This is a genomic window from Vibrio sp. TH_r3 (assembly GCF_033101115.1).
Taxonomy (GTDB): domain Bacteria; phylum Pseudomonadota; class Gammaproteobacteria; order Enterobacterales; family Vibrionaceae; genus Vibrio.
Genome location: NZ_JAWMPW010000015.1, coordinates 59,792 through 78,460, shown reverse-complemented (window position 1 = coordinate 78,460; position 18,669 = coordinate 59,792). Strand labels below are relative to the sequence as shown.

Here is an 18,669-nt window from a genome sequence, read left to right as displayed (position 1 = left end):
GATGAAAAAAACCAAACAAATATCTTTACAACGAATGCGTAAATCATGGCGTCCATTCGCACCAAAACCTCTTTCGGTTGCTGTTGTTTCGGCAGTGTTAGCAGGGTGTGGTGATTCAGAAGAAGCACATATTTACCAAGGTGTTGAGGATTGTGTTAGCGATAATCCAGATTTTGCCGAGCAATGTAAAGCTGCGTATGAGTATGCTCTTGAAGAGTCGGCTCGTACTGGTCCTAAATATGCTACGCAGAACGAATGTACTCAAGAGTTTGGTCAGAATGCTTGTGTTCAGGCACCAAGTTCTAATTGGTTTATGCCAGCAATGACAGGTTATATGTTTGCCCGAATGATGAGCAATAATCGACCATATTATTCTCAACCAATGTACTCATCACGTTATCCTGGAAGTATTTTTTATGACCGATGGGTCACTTCTGACGGATACGATTATGGTTCAAGTCGCTATAAAAATTCGAGCGTGAAGGTTGGACGAGATCAGATGAAGCCAAAACCAACCGTCACTAAAACCATGTCTCGAGGGGGGTTTGGTTCCACTGTATCGGCTAAATCAAGTTGGGGCAGCAGTAAGTCGTCCTCTTCATCGAAAGGTTGGGGTGGCTAAGTTATGCTTAGGGTAAATGCAAAAGAAAGAAAGCACTGGAAAGCGTTAGCAAAAGAATATGGTTTTGGTTTTCATTCAGTTAATGAAGACCCATATTGGGATGAAAGTGCCTATTATCAATTTACCCTTAAGCAGATAGAAAAGGATATTGAAGATCCAACAGAAGAGATCCATCAAATGTGTTTGCACGTGGTGGACAAAGTGGTCTCAGATGATTACTGGTTACGAAAATTTCAGATTCCAGAAACCATGTGGGATAACGTATTAACTTCATGGAAACAAAAAGAGTCGTCGCTATATTCTCGGCTTGATTTTGCCTACGATGGTAAAGGTGCAGCAAAATTGTACGAGAATAATGCCGATACACCTACCTCTTTATACGAGACAGGTTTTTGGCAGTGGCTATGGTTAGAAGATATGGTCGATAACCAACAAATTCGCCGTGATGCTGATCAGTTTAATTTACTACAAGAGCTGTTGATAGAGCGTTTCCAAGAAATTGCGCTTCAACAGCCAGGCCAAACACTGCATTTTAGCTGCTGTAAAGATACAGAAGAAGATCGTGGCACAGTACAATATATTGAAGATTGTGCATTAGAAGCCGGATTATCAACTTCTTTTGTTTTTACTGAAGATATTGGCCTTAATAATAAACAAGAATTTGTTGATCTAAATGACAATGCTATTCGCTGGATGTTTAAACTTTATCCTTGGGAATTCATGTTTAGGGAGCAGTATGCGGCTAACTTGAAAGAAGCGAAAGTTAACTGGCTTGAACCGATGTGGAAGTCAATTTTGAGCAATAAAGCATTATTACCGCTACTGTGGAAAATGTTCCCTAATCATCCCAATTTAATCCCCGCATTTTTCCCTGATGATAAGCAGGCTAACACGCTGAGAGATTATGTTATTAAACCGCTTTTTGCGCGTGAAGGCGCCAATATTTCGATTGTAGAAAAAGGCAAAAAAACCTTACAAACTGATGGTCCTTATGGAGAAGAAGGCGTTATTTATCAAGCCTACCACCCCTTACCTAAATTTGGTGATAATTACACTTTAATAGGCAGTTGGCTAATCAACGACAAGCCGGCCGGAATGTCTATTCGAGAAGATGTTTCTAGAGTTACCCAAGATCTTTCGCGTTATATTCCTCATATAATTTTAGATTAGTTTTTAATGGTATAAACAATTAGCATGCCTATTTCATCGCCTTTATAGCATCGATGATGGCTTGAATTTTTTTCGGATCAGTAATAGGGATTAAGTTGTCATTAATTTGCTCAGAACCCATTTTCACTTGGTTTGAAACGGTATGCATTCTAGATATTCGACTTGATTTGCCCGACAAATGAAGGTTTTTAACTCCAGTCACTTTAATTATGTCAGCAACATTAGCTGCGGAAACTCCCGCTCCTGCCATAATTGCGAGCTGACCATTCGCCTGTTTAACCATAGACGCTATTACTTCTCTACCTTCATAAGCATTGGCAGCTAAACCTGAAGTAAGTATTCGCTTACAGCCGAGTCGAATAATATTCTCAATGGCCAACTGATAATCGGCACATTGATCTATAGCTCTATGAAAAGTTACGTCCAAACCAGTGGCGGCTTTCATTAATTGATCACAACTATCCATATCTATTTCTGCAAACTTATTCAATACGCCAAACACTACGCCTTGAAGTCCTGCTTGTTTCGCAACATAAATATCTTGCAACATTGCCTCAATGTCATCGCTATCGTACAAAAAATCACCTTGTCGAGGTCGAATCATAGCGTAGATAGGGACAGTAGAAAGTTGCGCTGCTTTTTGCATAAACCCAAAACTTGGTGTTAAACCACCTAGTGCCAAAGCTGAGCATAATTCAATGCGAGTTGCTCCACCAGTGATAGCATTATGCATTGATTCTAAATTATCGATACATACTTCAATTTGATAAGACATAAAGGTATTCAGTTAATAGTCATGTTATTCAGTATAGAGCTTTGTTCACATGGATTGGATCTATTTTATTTTCCAGTAGTGGTTAGAGATAAATAAAAAGCCCAAGCAATTTGCTTGGGCTTTGATCTTGGGCTGATTTATTACTTTATAACTGATTGGCGTGCGTTTTACGCTTTTATATTTTTCCAACCATCACCTGTGTTGAGTACAGGCGTATAAGTCATTACTTGTTTAAATCACTTTCGTGCTCAGACAAGAATGCAGCAACACCTGTTGGAGTTGCATCCATACCTGCTTTACCTTCTTCCCATTGTGCTGGACAAACTTCACCATGTTCTAGGTGGAAGTTTAGAGCATCAACCATACGTAGCATTTCATCGATGTTACGACCTAAAGGAAGATCGTTAACTACTTGGTGACGAACAACGCCTTCGTCATCGATTAAGAACGATGCACGGAAAGCAACGCCTGCTTCTGGATGCTCGATACCGTATGCTTGACAGATTTCGTGTTTAACGTCTGCTGCTAGCGGGTATTTAACTTTACCAATACCACCATCTGCGATAGCAGTGTTACGCCATGCATTGTGAGAGAATTGAGAATCGATAGAAACGCCGATTACTTCAACACCCTTGTCTTGGAAATCTTGGAAACGCTTGTCAAAAGCGATTAGCTCAGATGGGCAAACAAAAGTGAAATCTAGTGGGTAAAAGAATACAACAGCTTTTTTACCTTTAGTGAATTCTGCGAAGTTGAAGTTATCAACGATTTCGCCGTTACCTAAAACAGCTGAAGAAGTAAAATCTGGGGCTTGACGACCAACTAGTACCATTTTCTTGCTCCTAATTAAATATGTTCTTCAAACCTTGTGGTTTGAATTTTGTGTTCAACCCAGACACTATAGTACAAAAACATACATCTAAAAAAGCGAATTAAATAGATTGATTTAATCGAAAAAAGCGATAAGGTTATCTGTGCCTAAATAAGCGCGTTAGCCGTATTGCGGTGAGATTGAACAATGAGTAGAACGAATGAGTGTTGGTAAAAAATATGAATAAATGGCCGAGTCTAAAACAGCTGCATTATCTTGTTATGTTGCATGAAACGCGACATTTTAGTGATGCAGCACAAAAATGTTTTGTCAGCCAATCAACTTTAAGCAAAGGCGTTCAAAACCTAGAAGAGATGATAGGTTGTCCGCTCTATGAAAAAAAAGATAAGAAAAGTCCGCTAGTCTTCACTCAAGCAGGTGAATTAGTTGTTGCTCAAGGTCGGGAATTATTAGCTAAAGGACAAGATCTTATCGAGTTAGGCAAACTTTGCCAAAGCGGCACAATGCAAGGGCAACTGCGAGTCGGCTGTATTCCAACTATTGCTCCCTTTTTATTATGCGATTTGGTTCAAGAGGTGAATCAACGTTTTCCAAAATTGAATTTACTACTCAGAGAAGATACCACCTCAAATTTATTAGAAGCATTAAAACATGGTCAGATGGATGTGTTGATTTTAGCTTTACCTGTTGATATCGGTAATATGCACAGCAAAGTAGTGGGGCAAGATCCTTTTAGAATGGTGATTAGCCGCAATCAAGCGGATGAAATTAAAGTACCGATTCGATATGACGAATTGCCCAATGAGTCGGTATTTTTATTAGAGAATGAACATTGCTTAACCGAACATGCTGTTTCGGCATGCAAGTTAACCGATAAAGAAAAAATCAATCCATTTACAGCAACCAGTTTGCATACATTAGTGCAAATGGTTGCCAACGGTTTAGGTACAACATTTATCCCGCAAATGGCTATCGAGCACGGTTTATTAGAAAATCAAAATTTAATTGTGATTGATCCTCCTGGTCAACAAGCTTATAGAGAAATAGGTTTAGTTTGGAGACCAAGCTCATCACGACATGAAACTTTCGAACAGCTGGCAGAAGTGGTTTCAGAATTATTTTAAATGTTGCAGAATGCGTCGGCTTTATCCAGTCGCTGAATTCACACACGTAGCGTGAATGTCTTGATCGAGATAGGCCATGCCAAGTTTATTCAAGAAAGCCATACGATCCGCTTTGATTAAATCTATGTCAGGACAAGCGTAGCCACATCGTTCATAAATAGAGCCTAAATGTGCCATAAATTGTTCGCCGGTTTTTATTAATAATAGGCTTGTTGCCCCAACGTCAGGTTTAATTTGATTACGTTGGTTTTCTGGTAGATTGACTGCCAACACAATTGGTTCTTCATTGGTTCCTAATCGTGAACTACGGCTGCGTGCAGCTTGCTCGGCCCAATAATAAGCCAGTTCTTTACTTTGTGTTAAGAAAACCGGCTCTACGACAGGCGTAAAATTATTGCCAATAGTACTCATAGTATTTTTAGCCGCTTGATTTAAGGCTTTATCCCCTGAGCGTTTTAGTCCTTGTTTCTTAATTGATGGTAGCAGAGTAGAAGAAGTACCGTGATACCAAATATCTCTTATTTCAAAGCCGTCTGGTGTTAATAGTGTTTGCGCATCTTGAAGGCAAGAAGGAATGTTAATCATACTAATAATCCTTATATTGCTAGGCGATCTCGTTATCCACGTTAGCTCTTTTTGTCTTTTGAGCGAGGACAACGAGACGGCTAGTTGTATAATTAATTAACTGTTTTTTATAATTAATTGATATTGATTATTTTTTAATTGTTAATTACTTCAATTCAGTTTTCGTTAGCCAGTAAAGCACAATTAGTTAAACTGATTTGACGTATTGAGTGCGCCACCTGCTTTTAGTGCATTTTCGCCAGCGAAATACTCTTTATGGTCATCTCCTATGTCAGAACCTGACATATTTTGGTGTTTAACGCAGGCAATACCTTGACGAATTTCTTGCCGTTGTACTCCTTTTACATAACCGAGCATCGCTTGGTCACCAAAATACGTTTTGGCCAAATTATCCGTAGACAGAGCAGCGGTGTGATAGGTTGGTAAAGTAATCAAGTGATGGAAGATCCCTGCTTCACGCGAGGCATCGGCTTGAAATGAACGAATTTTATCATCAGCTCGGTTGGATAACTCGGTCTCATCATAATCAACACTCATCAAATTATCACGATCATAGGCAGAAACATCCTCACCGGCTTCAAGCATAGAGTCATACGCTTGCTGACGGAAGTTGAGTGTCCAATTAAACGAAGGCGAATTGTTGTAAACCAACTTGGCATTAGGATGAACAGCACGAACACCATCCATCATTTGTTTAATTTGGCCTATATGTGGCTTTTCTGTTTCAATCCATAGTAAGTCAGCGCCTGCATTAATTGCCTCAATACAATCAAATACACAGCGTTCTTCACCAGTACCTGGGCGGAATTGATACAAACCAGAAGGTAGTCTTTTCGGACGTACCAATTTGCCATCACGATTAAAGCAGACATCGCCTTGTGCCATCTCCGCAACATTGATCTCTTCTACATCGAGATAAGAATTATAAACGTCACCTTGATCTCCGGGTTGTTTTACGACTGCGATCTCTTTGGTTAAACCTGCGCCTTGTGAATCGGTTCTAGCAACAATAATTCCATTATCAATTCCTAACTCTAAGAAAGCATAACGAAGCGCACGTAACTTGGCGTGAAAATCAGCATGTGGGACGGTTACTTTTCCATCTTGATGACCACACTGTTTCTCGTCTGCAACTTGATTTTCTATTTGTAAACAACATGCTCCAGCTTCAATCATCTGTTTCGCCATTAAATAAGTAGCTTCGGCATTACCAAAGCCAGCATCAATATCGGCGATGATAGGGACAACGTGCGTAACGTGATTGTCTATTTGTTGCTGAATATCAGCTTGAGCTGCTTGATCTCCGGTTTCTCTTGCATCATCTAAAGCGCGGAAAAGTCCACCAAGTTCACGAGCATCAGCTTGACGTAAGAAAGTGTAGAGTTCTTCAACTAAATTCGCGACGGTAGTTTTTTCGTGCATTGATTGGTCGGGCAGTGGACCAAAATCAGAGCGCAGTGCTGCAACCATCCAACCAGAAAGATATAAATAGCGCTTATCTGTTTTTCCAGAAAAATGCTTCTTAACTGAAATCATTTTTTGTTGGCCAATAAAGCCATGCCAACAACCTAGCGATTGCGTATAGTTTGCGTGATCTTTGTCATAATCATCCATATCAGCACGCATGATATTAGCCGTGTATTGTGCAATATCTAAACCGGTTCTAAACCTATTTTGCGCACGCATACGAGCGGCCGATTCTGGGCTAATTGCATCCCACGGGGCACCAGCTGCATTTTTTGCAGCTTCAAGTGTGTCGATGTCTCTATTAATTTGTGACATAGGTATTCCTCGTTCCATGAAGTTGAGATGTAGACCAAATATCTGGCCGGTTGCTAGCGGTTAGGCATGGACAAAGTTTAACCAGTCGTGTGATGATTTAGCTAATTTATAGCCATTATATTCGGTATTTTCTATATGAATATCTCCAGAATTGATCTTAACTTATTGGTATATTTAGATGTTCTACTTAGAGAGCGGAATGTTACTCGTTCTGCAAGCCAGCTTGGCATCACACAACCTGCAATGAGTAATGGACTTAAACGACTTCGTGATCTATTTGGCGACCCATTATTGATTAGAACAAGTGAAGGGATGGTGCCGACAGAACGAGCAAAGACGTTGCAACCGATTATCAGAAATGTACTGGCAAAGGTAGAAAAAGCGGTTCAACCGACCAGCGAGTTTTGTGCTGAAGACAGTGATAGGCTATTTCGTATTATGGCGAGTGACTATACTGAGTCCACGTTGATCCGAGCGTTGTTAAAACGATTAAGTACTATTGCACCTAACGTTCGCCTCGATATTATGACGCCAAGTGATGTGAGCTACCAAGATGTGGAGCAAGGTACAGTGGATATCGTGATTAATCGTTTTGATCATATTCCACAATCATTTCATCAAACCAACATATGGCACGATACTTTTTCCTGTTTATTTAGTCGAGATAATCCTGTAGCACGACAGTTTGATCTCGATGCTTATTTAAAAGCGCAACATGTTTGGATAAGTAAGACCGGCATGGGTACTGGAGTGGGTGTTAATCCTAGTGATTCACAAAAATTAGGTTGGGTGGACGCGGAGTTGATTAGATTGGGCAAAACCCGTGATATTACGGTATTTACTCGCCATTATTTGGCCGCGGTTTTACTGGCTGAAGAAACAAACTTAATTGTTACTATTCCGACTAAAGCCGCTTTATTACAGATGAATAATCCTAAATTAATGATTAAAGCGGTGCCATTTCCTGTCGCACCTTTTGAACTCAAAATGGCTTGGAGTCCGTTGTTGCAATGTAATCCTGGCCATCAATGGATGCGAAGATTGATAAAAGACGTGGCGAATGAACTTGAAAGTGGCTATGTGGTTTAATCGATCAAATACTCAAAATCAATATTCACAAAAAAAATACTGAGTATAACAAGTATAAATTATCTAAATTTTACTTAGCTCTCTAGTATGGAAGACAGACTATAATCGGTAAAAACTAGAGAGAATATTATGAGCAATCGCATCCAACAGGGCGGCTTACAGATTGATAGCACCCTCTACGCATTAGTTAACCAACAAATCATTCCCGGTACCGGTATTAATGCGGTCGATTTTTGGTCTTCATTTGAAATCATAGTGGATGAACTTACTCCAACAAACAAAGCGTTATTAAAAAAACGAGAGGATTTACAGCACCAAATAGACCAATGGCATAAGGACAAAACTGGACAAGAGTTTGATCTGACGGAATACAAAACGTTTTTATTTGATATAGGTTATCTAGTCAAACAAGGCGAGGATTTTCAAATTTCTACGCAAAATGTAGAACCAGAAATTGCCACTCAAGCGGGGCCTCAATTAGTTGTGCCTATTATGAATGCGCGTTTTGCTTTGAATGCAGCTAATGCACGTTGGGGGAGTTTATATGATGCGCTTTATGGAACTGATGTTATTGCCGACGATGCTATTGCAGACCAAAGCACTAACTCTGCGCCTAATCATACACAACCGAGTAAGCAGTTTAATCCAGTGCGTGGGGCGAAAGTTGTCCAGTACGTGCGGGGTTTTTTAGATAATATTCTTCCTCTAGAAAGCGGTTCACATCGCCAAGCGACACAATATTCCATCAACGATACGCTCAAGGTAACGTTAGCTAATGGAGAGCAAGTTTGTCTGATAGATAAAACTCAACTGATTGGTTATCAAGGGGAGAGATCTGCTCCTCGTTCAATCCTTTTTAAACATAATAATTTACATGTTGAGATTCAAATTGATCCAAGCACGCCGATAGGTCAATTGGATACGGCAGGGGTAAAGGATGTCGTTATTGAATCGGCTTTAACCACGATCATGGATTGTGAAGATTCGGTTGCAGCGGTTGATGGAAAAGATAAAGCGTTGGCGTATCAGAATTGGCTTGGGTTAATGAAGGGAACCTTACAAGAGTCATTCGCTAAAAACGGCCAAATTATTACGCGAATAATGCAGCAAGATCGACATTATACAGGGTTAAATGGTAGCGAACTGTCGTTAAAAGGTCGTAGTATGCTATTTATTCGCAACGTTGGGCATTTAATGACAACACCGGCAATTTTAGATAGTAATGGGAATGAAATCCCAGAAGGGATCATGGATGGAATGATCACCTCATTGATCGCTATACATGATCTACAAGGTAACGGTTGTTTACGTAACTCTACTGCTAGCAGTATTAATATAGTCAAGCCAAAAATGCACGGTCCAGAAGAAGTCGCATTTACTAACGAGCTATTTGCTCGTATTGAGGCAGCATTAGATTTAGCCCCAAATACTATAAAAGTCGGCATTATGGATGAAGAACGGCGTACTTCTGTCAATTTAAAGGAGTGCATAAGAGCCGCTAAAGATCGAGTTGTGTTTATTAATACTGGTTTTTTAGATAGAACTGGCGATGAAATTCATACTAGTATGGAAGCAGGGCCATTTGCACCTAAAGCGCAACTGAAAAGTATGAAGTGGATTTCTGCGTATGAAGATCAAAATGTGGATGTTGGATTGGCATGTGGTCTAAAAGGTAAAGCACAGATAGGTAAAGGTATGTGGCCCGAGCCGGATAATATGGCCAAAATGATGGAGGCAAAAATTGTTCATCCTCAAGCGGGTGCCAATACTGCATGGGTACCTTCACCTACAGCGGCTACGCTACATGCATTGCATTATCATCAAGTCAATGTGCCCAATAGACAAGAACAGCTACGTGAGCGTTTATCAGGCAATATCGACGACATTCTTACCATTCCATTATTGGGTGAACAAACTCTTACCGCTGAAGAAATACAACAAGAGTTAGACAATAATGCCCAAGGAATTTTGGGCTATGTAGTTCGCTGGATAGATCAAGGCGTCGGCTGTTCAAAGGTACCAGACATTAATGATACTGGCTTAATGGAAGATCGTGCCACACTGCGTATCTCCAGTCAGCATATCGCCAATTGGCTACACCATGATATATGCAGCCGAGAACAAGTGATGGATACCATGAAACGGATGGCTAAAAAAGTAGACCAACAAAATATCGACGATAAAAATTATTTTCAGATGTCGCCTAATTTTACAACTAATATTGCTTTTCAAGCTGCCTGTAAGTTGGTTTTTGAAGGAACCACTCTTCCAAGTGGTTATACTGAGCCTGTATTGCATGCTATGCGTTTGAAGTTAAAAGCAAAATAAAGGCTCAGCTGATTTAGAGATAATTTTCTGCTGTTGTACGTAACGGCCATTACCTAACGGGCAAACGTGCGTAACTAGAAAGTTATCTCAAATTTCATCTTGGTAATTTGCATTTTCTAATTGATTGAATTCATCGTCATCATTAGGTTCAACTTCTTCCTCCAATTCAAGTAGGTGGATTGCTATGGTGACAAAATCACTGTCGGTAATAATGCCGACTAATTTTTGTTGTTCAACAACCGGCAAGCAACCTACTTTGTGTTTTTGCATATACAACGCACTTTCCTTTAATCCCGCATGTGGATCCACGGTCATTACATTTTTACGCATAGCGATGTCTAGTGGAGTCGTTAAAGTATGCGATTGTTGTTCAGGGATCTTTTGTAGGCTCGATTCTTGTGCGGCTAAAACATCTCTTTCCGTTACGATACCCAACAACCTATTTTCTGTGTCAACTACAGGAACGTGCCGAATATCATGTTCTTGCATTAGGTGCTTGGCATCGGTTAAGGAGTGTGAACGCAATAGTTTATGAGGATTGCGAGTCATCATGTCTTCAATTTTGATCATCTCGACCTCCAGTCGGTATAATAAGTAATTATTGGGTATCCAGAGCTCAGGTTACTTATACTTAACTATAGAAGTCTTAGACAGATTTAACTGAGAGCCAAAGCAGTTTTTAGAGTTTGTTACAAACTTTTACAAAGCAATATTCACGCAAATTCTGGCAAAAGATAAGGTTACTCAATATATGGTGTCATTTGCATGTTAAATTACCAGCAAGCCTTGCTATTGTTAGTGTGCAGCCTATACTAGCGTCCGGTAAATTTAATCGTTAAATAGAGTTTAAAATAATACTATGCAAGTTTCTGATTTCAGCTTTGAGCTGCCCAACGAATTGATTGCTCGTTACCCTATGGTAGAGCGTACTTCTAGCCGACTTCTACAACTTGATGGGACGTCTGGTAAAGTGGTAGATCGAACATTTACTGATGTATTGGAGCTGGTTGAAGAAGGAGATTTGTTGGTCTTTAACAATACTCGAGTAATTCCAGCACGAATGTTTGGCCGTAAAGCTTCTGGGGGGAAAGTAGAAGTTTTAGTTGAGCGAATGATTGATGAACACTCGGTTTTGGCTCATGTTCGTTCATCTAAAGCCCCTAAACCTGGTACACAATTGCTTTTGGGTGAAAATGACCAGTTTGAAGCTGAAATGGTTGCTCGCCATGATGCGTTATTTGAAATCCGTTTTAAGTCTGATAAAGCGGTTTTAGAGATACTTAATGAGGTGGGGCATATGCCATTACCACCTTATATTGACCGTCCAGATGAAGATGCCGACAAAGAACGTTATCAAACGGTTTATAATCAAGTGCCAGGAGCGGTTGCAGCGCCTACGGCTGGACTTCACTTTGACAATGACCTTCTGGCTAAAATTGAAGCTAAAGGAGTCTCTTTCGCTTATGTAACCTTGCATGTTGGTGCCGGAACATTCCAACCAGTTAGAGTCGATAATATTTTAGAGCATCATATGCATGCAGAGTATGTTGAGGTTTCTCAACAGGTTGTTGATGCGATTAAGCAAACGAAAGCTCGAGGCGGTAGAGTGATTGCAGTTGGTACAACTTCGGTACGTTCTTTAGAAAGTGCGGCTCAGAGTGCAATAAAAAATGGTACAGAATTAGTCCCATTTTTTGATGATACCGAGATCTTTATTTATCCAGGTTATCAATACCAACTTATAGATTGTCTGATTACTAACTTTCATTTGCCTGAATCAACATTAATTATGTTAGTGAGTGCATTTGCAGGGTACGACAATGTAATGGCTGCATACGAGCATGCTGTAAAAGAAAAGTATCGCTTCTTTAGTTACGGTGATGCGATGTTTATTAATAAACAAGATTAATATTTTTAGTTTTAGCGATAACTTCATCGTTAAAATTTGACATACAAGTCAGACTGTTTCTCTGGCGTATTGGAGGTTTCGTGAAATACGAACTAATTAAAAAGCAGGGTAATGCCCGTCGTGGTCAACTTCAATTTGAACGTGGTACGGTTGAAACACCCGCATTTATGCCCGTTGGTACTTATGGTACCGTTAAGGGGATGACCCCAGAAGAAGTGAAAGGCACTGGTGCTGAAATTCTACTGGGTAACACTTTCCATCTTTGGTTGCGTCCGGGACAGGAAGTAATGAAAATGCATGGTGACTTGCATGATTTTATGAATTGGAAAGGGCCTATTCTTACTGACTCAGGTGGTTTTCAAGTGTTTAGTCTTGGTGATATTCGTAAAATCACAGAGCAAGGTGTGCACTTTCGTAACCCTGTAAATGGCGACAAAATTTTCATGGATGCAGAGAAATCTATGGAAATTCAGAAAGATTTGGGTTCTGATATTGTTATGATTTTCGACGAATGTACTCCATATCCTGCGACCCATGATGAAGCAAAAAAATCAATGGAAATGTCGTTACGTTGGGCTCAGCGTAGTCGCGATCACTTTGATAAATTACAGAATCCGAATGCATTATTTGGTATTGTGCAAGGTGGCGTATTTGAAGACTTGCGGGATGTTTCTGTAAAAGGACTTACTGATATTGGTTTTGACGGTTATGCTGTTGGCGGCTTAGCCGTTGGTGAACCTAAAGAAGATATGCATCGAGTCCTAGAGCATACTTGTCCACAACTTCCAGAAGATAAGCCTCGTTACTTGATGGGCGTTGGCAAACCTGAAGATTTAGTTGAGGGTGTTCGTCGCGGTATCGACATGTTTGACTGTGTTATGCCAACTCGAAATGCTCGTAATGGCCACCTGTTTGTAACCGGTGGTGTGGTCAAGATTCGTAATGCAAAACATAAAACGGATACTGGACCACTTGATCCTGAATGTGATTGTTACACTTGTCAGAATTATTCTAAGTCATACTTGCATCATCTTGATCGTTGTAACGAAATTTTAGGTGCAAGGCTGAATACTATCCACAATTTGCGTTATTATCAGCGTTTGATGGAAAGTATACGTAAAGCGATTGATGAAGATCGTTTCGAACAGTTTGTGGAAGATTTTTATGGGCGTCGCGACAGAGACGTACCGCCTTTGAATAAATAAGGGCTATTTAGAGTGTTCGATTTTAGATTGCAATGGCTACTTTTATGTCCTGAGCAGTTAAAATCGAGCTTCAAAAAGCCAATATTTTGTAGCAGACCTTGAAATAAGGAAACTGCTCCCCAATTTCTTATAGCAATTAAAACTTTAAAATAGAGGACGTTATTGAATGAGTTTATTCATTTCTCAAGCTCACGCAGCAGCTGAAGGTGCGGCACCAGGTGGTGGTTTCGAGATGATTATCATGCTTGGTATGTTTGCAGCGATTTTTTACTTTATGATTTATCGCCCGCAAGCTAAGCGTGCAAAAGAGCATAAAAACCTAATGGCCTCAATGGGTAAGGGTGATGAAGTGCTAACCAATGGTGGTATTGTTGGTAAGATCAGCAAAATTGCTGAAGACAACGATTATCTTGTGATTGCCCTAAATGACAACAATGAAGTAACAATCAAGAAAGATTATGTTACTGCAGTGCTGCCAAAGGGTACGCTCAAGTCTTTATAATTCAGCTAAAAGGTCCTTGCTGTGCTGAACCGTTATCCTTTGTGGAAGTATCTGATGGTAGTGTTTGCACTTCTCATCAGTGCGCTATACGCCCTTCCAAATATTTACGGTGAAGATCCGGCTATTCAAATTACAGGGGCGCGTGGCGCCTCTGTTAATATGTCAACGCTAGATACTGTCACCAAAGCGCTCGATGAAAAGAGCCTCCCAATTAAATCCATTGCATTAGAAGATGGATCCATTCTTGTTCGTTTTAACGATACCGATACTCAGATAAGCTCACGTGATATTGTAAGTGACGCTCTAGGTAGTGATATTGTTGTGGCGTTAAACTTAGCTCCTGCTACTCCAAATTGGTTAGACTCTATTGGTGCTGCACCAATGAAATTAGGTCTAGATCTCCGTGGTGGTGTTCACTTTTTAATGGAAGTGGACATGGACGCGGCGATGGTTAAGCTTATTGAGCAACAAGAAGAATCTTTTCGTAGTGAATTACGTGAAGAGAAGATTCGCTATCGTTCTATTCGTAAACAAGGCACTGAATCAGTCGAAGTAGTATTACGGAACACTGAGCAACTTGCTCAAGCAAAGCAGTTACTTACTTCAAACCATGCTGATATGAGTTTTGTAGATTCACAAGCCAACGGCAAATTCAGTCTTACCGCAACATTTTTAGAAACACGTTTAACTGAAGTTCGTAATTATGCTGTAGAGCAAAATATTACAATTTTAAGAAATCGTGTTAATGAACTTGGTGTTGCCGAGCCATTGGTTCAACGTCAAGGCGCTAGTCGTATTGTGGTTGAGTTGCCTGGTGTTCAAGATACTGCACGTGCCAAGGAAATTCTCGGTGCGACAGCAACACTAGAGTTTCGTGAAGTCGACAGTACTGCAGATCTGGCGGCGGCTGCGAGTGGTCGAGCTCCTGCTGGAAGTGAAATCAAAACCGACCGTGATGGGCGCCCTGTCGTTCTGAAAAAGCGGGTTATTCTCGGTGGTGAAAGTATTACTGATGCTAGTTCAAGTAATGATGAGTATGGCCGTCCTCAAGTGAATATTTCACTAGACAGTGAAGGTGGTAGCAAAATGTCTACATTCTCTAAAAAGAATGTGGGCAAATTAATGGCAACCGTGTTCGCTGAATATAAAGACAGTGGCCGCAAAAATGCCGAAGGCAAAGTTATTTTGTCCAAGCACGAAGAAGTGATTAACCAAGCAACAATTCAAACTGCACTTGGTCGCAACTTCCGTATCACAGGTATTGATTCCGTTTCTGAAGCGCACAATTTAGCCTTATTACTACGTGCAGGTGCGTTGATAGCACCTATTTCGATAGTAGAAGAACGAACTATTGGTCCTTCAATGGGGCAACAAAATATCGACATGGGTATCCAAGCTTGTATTTGGGGTATGGTTGCCGTGATGTTATTTACTTTGGTTTATTACCGTAAGTTTGGCTTAATCGCCAATATGGCACTAATGGCTAACCTTGTTCTTATTATTGGCGTGATGTCGATGATCCCAGGAGCAACGATGACCTTACCGGGTATCGCAGGTATTGTATTAACTGTTGGTATGGCGGTGGATGCAAACGTACTGATATTTGAGCGTATACGTGAAGAGTTACGAGATGGCCGGAGCCCTCAGCAAGCAATTCATCAAGGTTACGCTAATGCCTTTAGTACTATTGCTGATGCAAACATTACGACCTTAATTACTGCAATTATTTTGTTTGCGGTAGGTACAGGTGCCATTAAAGGTTTTGCCGTTACGTTATCTATCGGTATTTTGACCTCTATGTTTACCGCTATTATAGGAACACGCGCTGTCGTGAACTTAATGTATGGTGGCAAACGCATTGATAAATTGTCGATCTAAGGAAAAGTTATGTTTCAGATAATGAAATCAGACAGAACGATCGACTTTATGCGTTGGTCAAAAATAGCGATTGTTCTCTCTGTATTAATGATTGCTACGGCTATTGGATCTCTTTCTACCAAATGGTTGAACTGGGGTCTCGATTTCACCGGCGGTACATTAATTGAAGTGGGTTTTGTTGAACCAGCGAATCTTGAGCAAATCCGTACTGCACTTAGTGAGGAAGGGTTTGGCGATGCTACTGTACAGAACTTTGGTTCTGCTCGTGAAGTGATGGTTCGTCTTCGCCCTCGTGAGAATGCATCTGGTGAGCAGTTGGGTAACCAGATTATTTCGGCGATAAAACAAGGCACGGGTGAACAAGTAGAGATGCGCCGGATTGAATTTGTTGGTCCAAACGTTGGAGATGAGTTAACCGAAGCGGGTGGTCTAGCAATTATTGTTTCGTTAATTTGTATCTTGATTTATGTGTCAATGCGATTCGAATGGCGTCTCGCCGCAGGTGCGGTACTGGCCTTGACTCACGACGTCATTATAACGTTAGGGGTATTTTCTCTACTTGAGGTTGAGGTTGATTTAACCATCGTAGCGGCGTTATTGACCGTAGTAGGTTACTCACTCAATGATACCATTGTTGTATTTGACCGAATTCGTGAAAACTTCCGTAAAATGCGTAACGGTCAACCTACTCAAGTTATGAATGACTCAATAACACAAACGTTAAGTAGAACGCTAATTACCTCTGCAACCACGTTATTTGTTGTTATTGCCTTGTTCACTCAAGGTGGCGCATTGATCCATGGTTTTGCACTAGCCCTACTTCTTGGTATTACTGTTGGTACATACTCTTCAATATATGTCGCATCAGCATTAGCCTTAAAATTAGGTATTCAACGAGAGCACTTAATGCCAACGCAAGTTGACAAAGAAGGTGAAGAATTTGATGAGATGCCATAGCGGAAACGTTAAGTAGCTTATTAATTTTAATAAAAAATGCCGTTAACATTATGTTAGCGGCATTTTTTAGCAATATACAAAATGGACAATAATATGCATGTTCTCTTGCAATAGATAAGCTATTTAATAGTAGCTGAGCTCTATTACATAGGTATTTGCTATCTTTTGCCTAGTTTTGGAATAGACATTTTTAATGTCTATTTCAATATTGTGCTGATGGGCTAATTTGTTCAAATTGTCTAATATCGTTCTATTGGAAGATTGATGCTTTGCAATAGTACTGATATCAGAAAGAGGGATGTTCAAACTGGTTTGGTTGGCGTTGATTGAATTTTTACAGCCAGCTATTTCGAGCCTTGCATTGGTTAGTGAATTAGCTACGCTGCAGGTCGGTTCGACGACTTTACCATAAAACGTAATCGATCCATGATTAGCATAACTCATTGATGAAATCAAAGAAAATGCTAATGTCAAAATTATACCTATTTTATTGTTCATCGTTTCCTACCTTTATTTAATGGCATTTATAAATTCGATCTTTTGTGACGATTGATCAAACATAAGTTCTGTTGCTCACTTAATATGTAAACAATGGTAGACCAAGTTTTTCATGTAATTAGCATTTTACGTTAAAAAATGAGATCAAGATGCCAATATAAATAATTTTATCAGTAATATTTCTTATAGGTAGGATGTTGTTTTATATTGAGATTAATGAATTCGCCTACTTGTATTCAAGAGATTTATGTATTTTCAGTCAATTGATTTCTGAGGCCACTGATTATCCTTTTAGCTTTTTCATTTCTATTTTATTTTATCTTATCTTATCAGTACGGTTTTTTATCGAATTGTTGTGATAGTTATGAATGAATTTCAAATGATAAAAAAGCCCTGCTCGTAAGAGCAGGGCTAGATCATATTTACGATAAACTTAGCGCACTGTTATCTAACAATGAATAACTAAAATTAAGTGTTATTTTAGAATGGCACTATTGCCGTTTTCACGGATGTGTTTAAGGATATTTTTTGTGCCTCGAGCACTTGATGCCACAATATTACCCGAATTCATGTAATTTGTACCACCTGAAAAGTCGGTCAGAATCGCGCCAGCTTCACGAGCAATCAACTCACCAGCAGCCATGTCCCATGGTTTAAGGCCAAGCTCAAAGAACCCATCAACACGGCCAGCAGCAACGTAGCATAAATCCAATGCAGCTGAACCGGTACGGCGGAAGTCAGCACATTCGGTAAACAATGAAGACATTATTTTAAAGTAAGCTTCAGAATGTTGCTTCTGCTTAGATGGGAAACCAGTACTAAGGACAGTACCTTCAATATCTTTGAGCTGTTTTACACGGATACGCGCATTATTGAGTTGAGCACCTGAGCCACGTTGAGCCGTGAAAAGTTCGTTTAACATCGGATCGTAAACACAAGCAACTTCCGTTCTACCATTCATACGAACAGCAATGGAAATTGAAAATTTAGGAAAACCTTTCACAAAGTTAGTGGTGCCATCTATTGGGTCAATGATCCATTGTACTGCTTTATCTTTACCTTCAGTTTCACCAGACTCTTCAGCCACAATACAGTGATCAGGGTAAGCAGCTTTAATAATATCAATGATGATAAATTCAGCTTCTTTGTCTACGTTTGTGACGTAGTCATTACTACCTTTTAATGTAGCTTCGATTTTTTCAGCGTTTTCTAATGATTTGGCAATATGATTGCCTGCTTTTCGCGCAGCGCGAATAGCAATATTTAGCATAGGATGCATAAAATTTATACCCAACAGATGTTAAAGAACAGAAAGCGGCGCGAGTATAACAGAGCTATAAAAAAATGGAAGTGGTTATTTTTTGTTCTACATCAAAAATATAAGCATAGAACGAGAGCATGATTTTGTTATAT

At 40.0% G+C, this 18,669-nt stretch carries 17 protein-coding genes; 10 read left to right on the top strand and 7 right to left on the bottom strand.

The genetic code is table 11. The features are described 5' to 3' along the window. The first annotated feature begins 1 nt into the window (after position 1). Positions 2 to 622 (top strand): DUF1190 family protein, encoded by a 621-nt coding sequence (locus R3X26_RS13020; RefSeq protein WP_317717762.1) that lies wholly within the window; start codon positions 2 to 4, stop codon positions 620 to 622. Positions 623 to 625: 3 nt separating this feature from the next. Continuing rightward, positions 626 to 1,792 carry a glutathionylspermidine synthase family protein gene (locus R3X26_RS13015; protein ID WP_317717760.1) on the top strand — a complete coding sequence of 389 codons (1,167 nt, stop codon included), beginning with the start codon at positions 626 to 628 and terminating at the stop codon, positions 1,790 to 1,792. Between the two features lie 28 nt (positions 1,793 to 1,820). Here the strand turns inward: R3X26_RS13015 and R3X26_RS13010 are convergent, their stop codons facing one another. Together R3X26_RS13010 and R3X26_RS13005 are read right to left on the bottom strand one after the other, a co-directional pair. Next, on the bottom strand, positions 1,821 to 2,567 hold the full coding sequence (locus R3X26_RS13010) for a copper homeostasis protein CutC (protein ID WP_317717759.1): 747 nt from the start codon (positions 2,565 to 2,567) through the stop codon (positions 1,821 to 1,823). 223 nt (positions 2,568 to 2,790) lie between these two features. Then, positions 2,791 to 3,399: a peroxiredoxin C gene (locus R3X26_RS13005; protein WP_317717758.1), complete on the bottom strand. Its 609-nt coding sequence runs from the start codon at positions 3,397 to 3,399 to the stop codon at positions 2,791 to 2,793. A 218-nt stretch (positions 3,400 to 3,617) separates the two neighbouring features. Between R3X26_RS13005 and R3X26_RS13000 the strand changes: the two genes are divergently transcribed. After that, complete coding sequence (locus tag R3X26_RS13000; protein WP_317717757.1) at positions 3,618 to 4,523, top strand: hydrogen peroxide-inducible genes activator; 906 nt, start codon at positions 3,618 to 3,620, stop codon at positions 4,521 to 4,523. A gap of 21 nt (positions 4,524 to 4,544) precedes the next feature. Here the strand turns inward: R3X26_RS13000 and R3X26_RS12995 are convergent, their stop codons facing one another. Further along, complete coding sequence (locus R3X26_RS12995; protein ID WP_317717756.1) at positions 4,545 to 5,108, bottom strand: hypothetical protein; 564 nt, start codon at positions 5,106 to 5,108, stop codon at positions 4,545 to 4,547. A gap of 183 nt (positions 5,109 to 5,291) precedes the next feature. After that, positions 5,292 to 6,890 (bottom strand): isocitrate lyase, encoded by a 1,599-nt coding sequence (locus tag R3X26_RS12990; RefSeq protein WP_317717755.1) that lies wholly within the window; start codon positions 6,888 to 6,890, stop codon positions 5,292 to 5,294. Between the two features lie 135 nt (positions 6,891 to 7,025). On the opposite strand from R3X26_RS12990, the gene R3X26_RS12985 reads away from it, so the two are divergent. Then, positions 7,026 to 7,979, top strand: coding sequence for a LysR family transcriptional regulator (locus R3X26_RS12985; RefSeq protein ID WP_317717754.1), 954 nt, complete (start codon positions 7,026 to 7,028; stop codon positions 7,977 to 7,979). A 129-nt stretch (positions 7,980 to 8,108) separates the two neighbouring features. Further along, positions 8,109 to 10,307, top strand: a complete 2,199-nt coding sequence (locus R3X26_RS12980) for a malate synthase G (protein WP_317717753.1) — start codon at positions 8,109 to 8,111, stop codon at positions 10,305 to 10,307. 87 nt (positions 10,308 to 10,394) lie between these two features. On the opposite strand, the gene R3X26_RS12975 is transcribed toward R3X26_RS12980, so the two are convergent. After that, complete coding sequence (locus R3X26_RS12975; RefSeq protein WP_317717752.1) at positions 10,395 to 10,877, bottom strand: CBS domain-containing protein; 483 nt, start codon at positions 10,875 to 10,877, stop codon at positions 10,395 to 10,397. A 289-nt stretch (positions 10,878 to 11,166) separates the two neighbouring features. Between R3X26_RS12975 and queA the strand changes: the two genes are divergently transcribed. From queA to secF, 5 genes are all read left to right on the top strand, one after another. Continuing rightward, on the top strand, positions 11,167 to 12,216 hold the full coding sequence (queA, locus tag R3X26_RS12970; RefSeq protein WP_317717751.1) for a tRNA preQ1(34) S-adenosylmethionine ribosyltransferase-isomerase QueA: 1,050 nt from the start codon (positions 11,167 to 11,169) through the stop codon (positions 12,214 to 12,216). Positions 12,217 to 12,296: 80 nt separating this feature from the next. Then, positions 12,297 to 13,421 (top strand): tRNA guanosine(34) transglycosylase Tgt, encoded by a 1,125-nt coding sequence (tgt, locus tag R3X26_RS12965; RefSeq protein ID WP_317717750.1) that lies wholly within the window; start codon positions 12,297 to 12,299, stop codon positions 13,419 to 13,421. A 166-nt stretch (positions 13,422 to 13,587) separates the two neighbouring features. Next, the gene (gene yajC / locus R3X26_RS12960) at positions 13,588 to 13,923 is read left to right on the top strand and encodes a preprotein translocase subunit YajC (protein ID WP_317717749.1); all 336 of its coding nucleotides are present in this window, start codon (positions 13,588 to 13,590) and stop codon (positions 13,921 to 13,923) included. A gap of 21 nt (positions 13,924 to 13,944) precedes the next feature. After that, on the top strand, positions 13,945 to 15,801 hold the full coding sequence (gene secD / locus R3X26_RS12955; protein WP_317717748.1) for a protein translocase subunit SecD: 1,857 nt from the start codon (positions 13,945 to 13,947) through the stop codon (positions 15,799 to 15,801). A 9-nt stretch (positions 15,802 to 15,810) separates the two neighbouring features. Then, positions 15,811 to 16,758: a protein translocase subunit SecF gene (gene secF, locus R3X26_RS12950; RefSeq protein WP_317717747.1), complete on the top strand. Its 948-nt coding sequence runs from the start codon at positions 15,811 to 15,813 to the stop codon at positions 16,756 to 16,758. A gap of 123 nt (positions 16,759 to 16,881) precedes the next feature. On the opposite strand, the gene R3X26_RS12945 is transcribed toward secF, so the two are convergent. Together R3X26_RS12945 and suhB are read right to left on the bottom strand one after the other, a co-directional pair. Further along, a complete protein-coding gene (locus tag R3X26_RS12945) occupies positions 16,882 to 17,256 on the bottom strand; it encodes a hypothetical protein (protein ID WP_317717746.1) in 375 nt (124 codons plus the stop codon). 475 nt (positions 17,257 to 17,731) lie between these two features. Beyond that, entirely contained in the window at positions 17,732 to 18,535 is an 804-nt protein-coding gene (gene suhB / locus R3X26_RS12940; protein WP_317717745.1) for an inositol-1-monophosphatase, read from the bottom strand. Between the last annotated feature and the right edge of the window lie 134 nt (positions 18,536 to 18,669).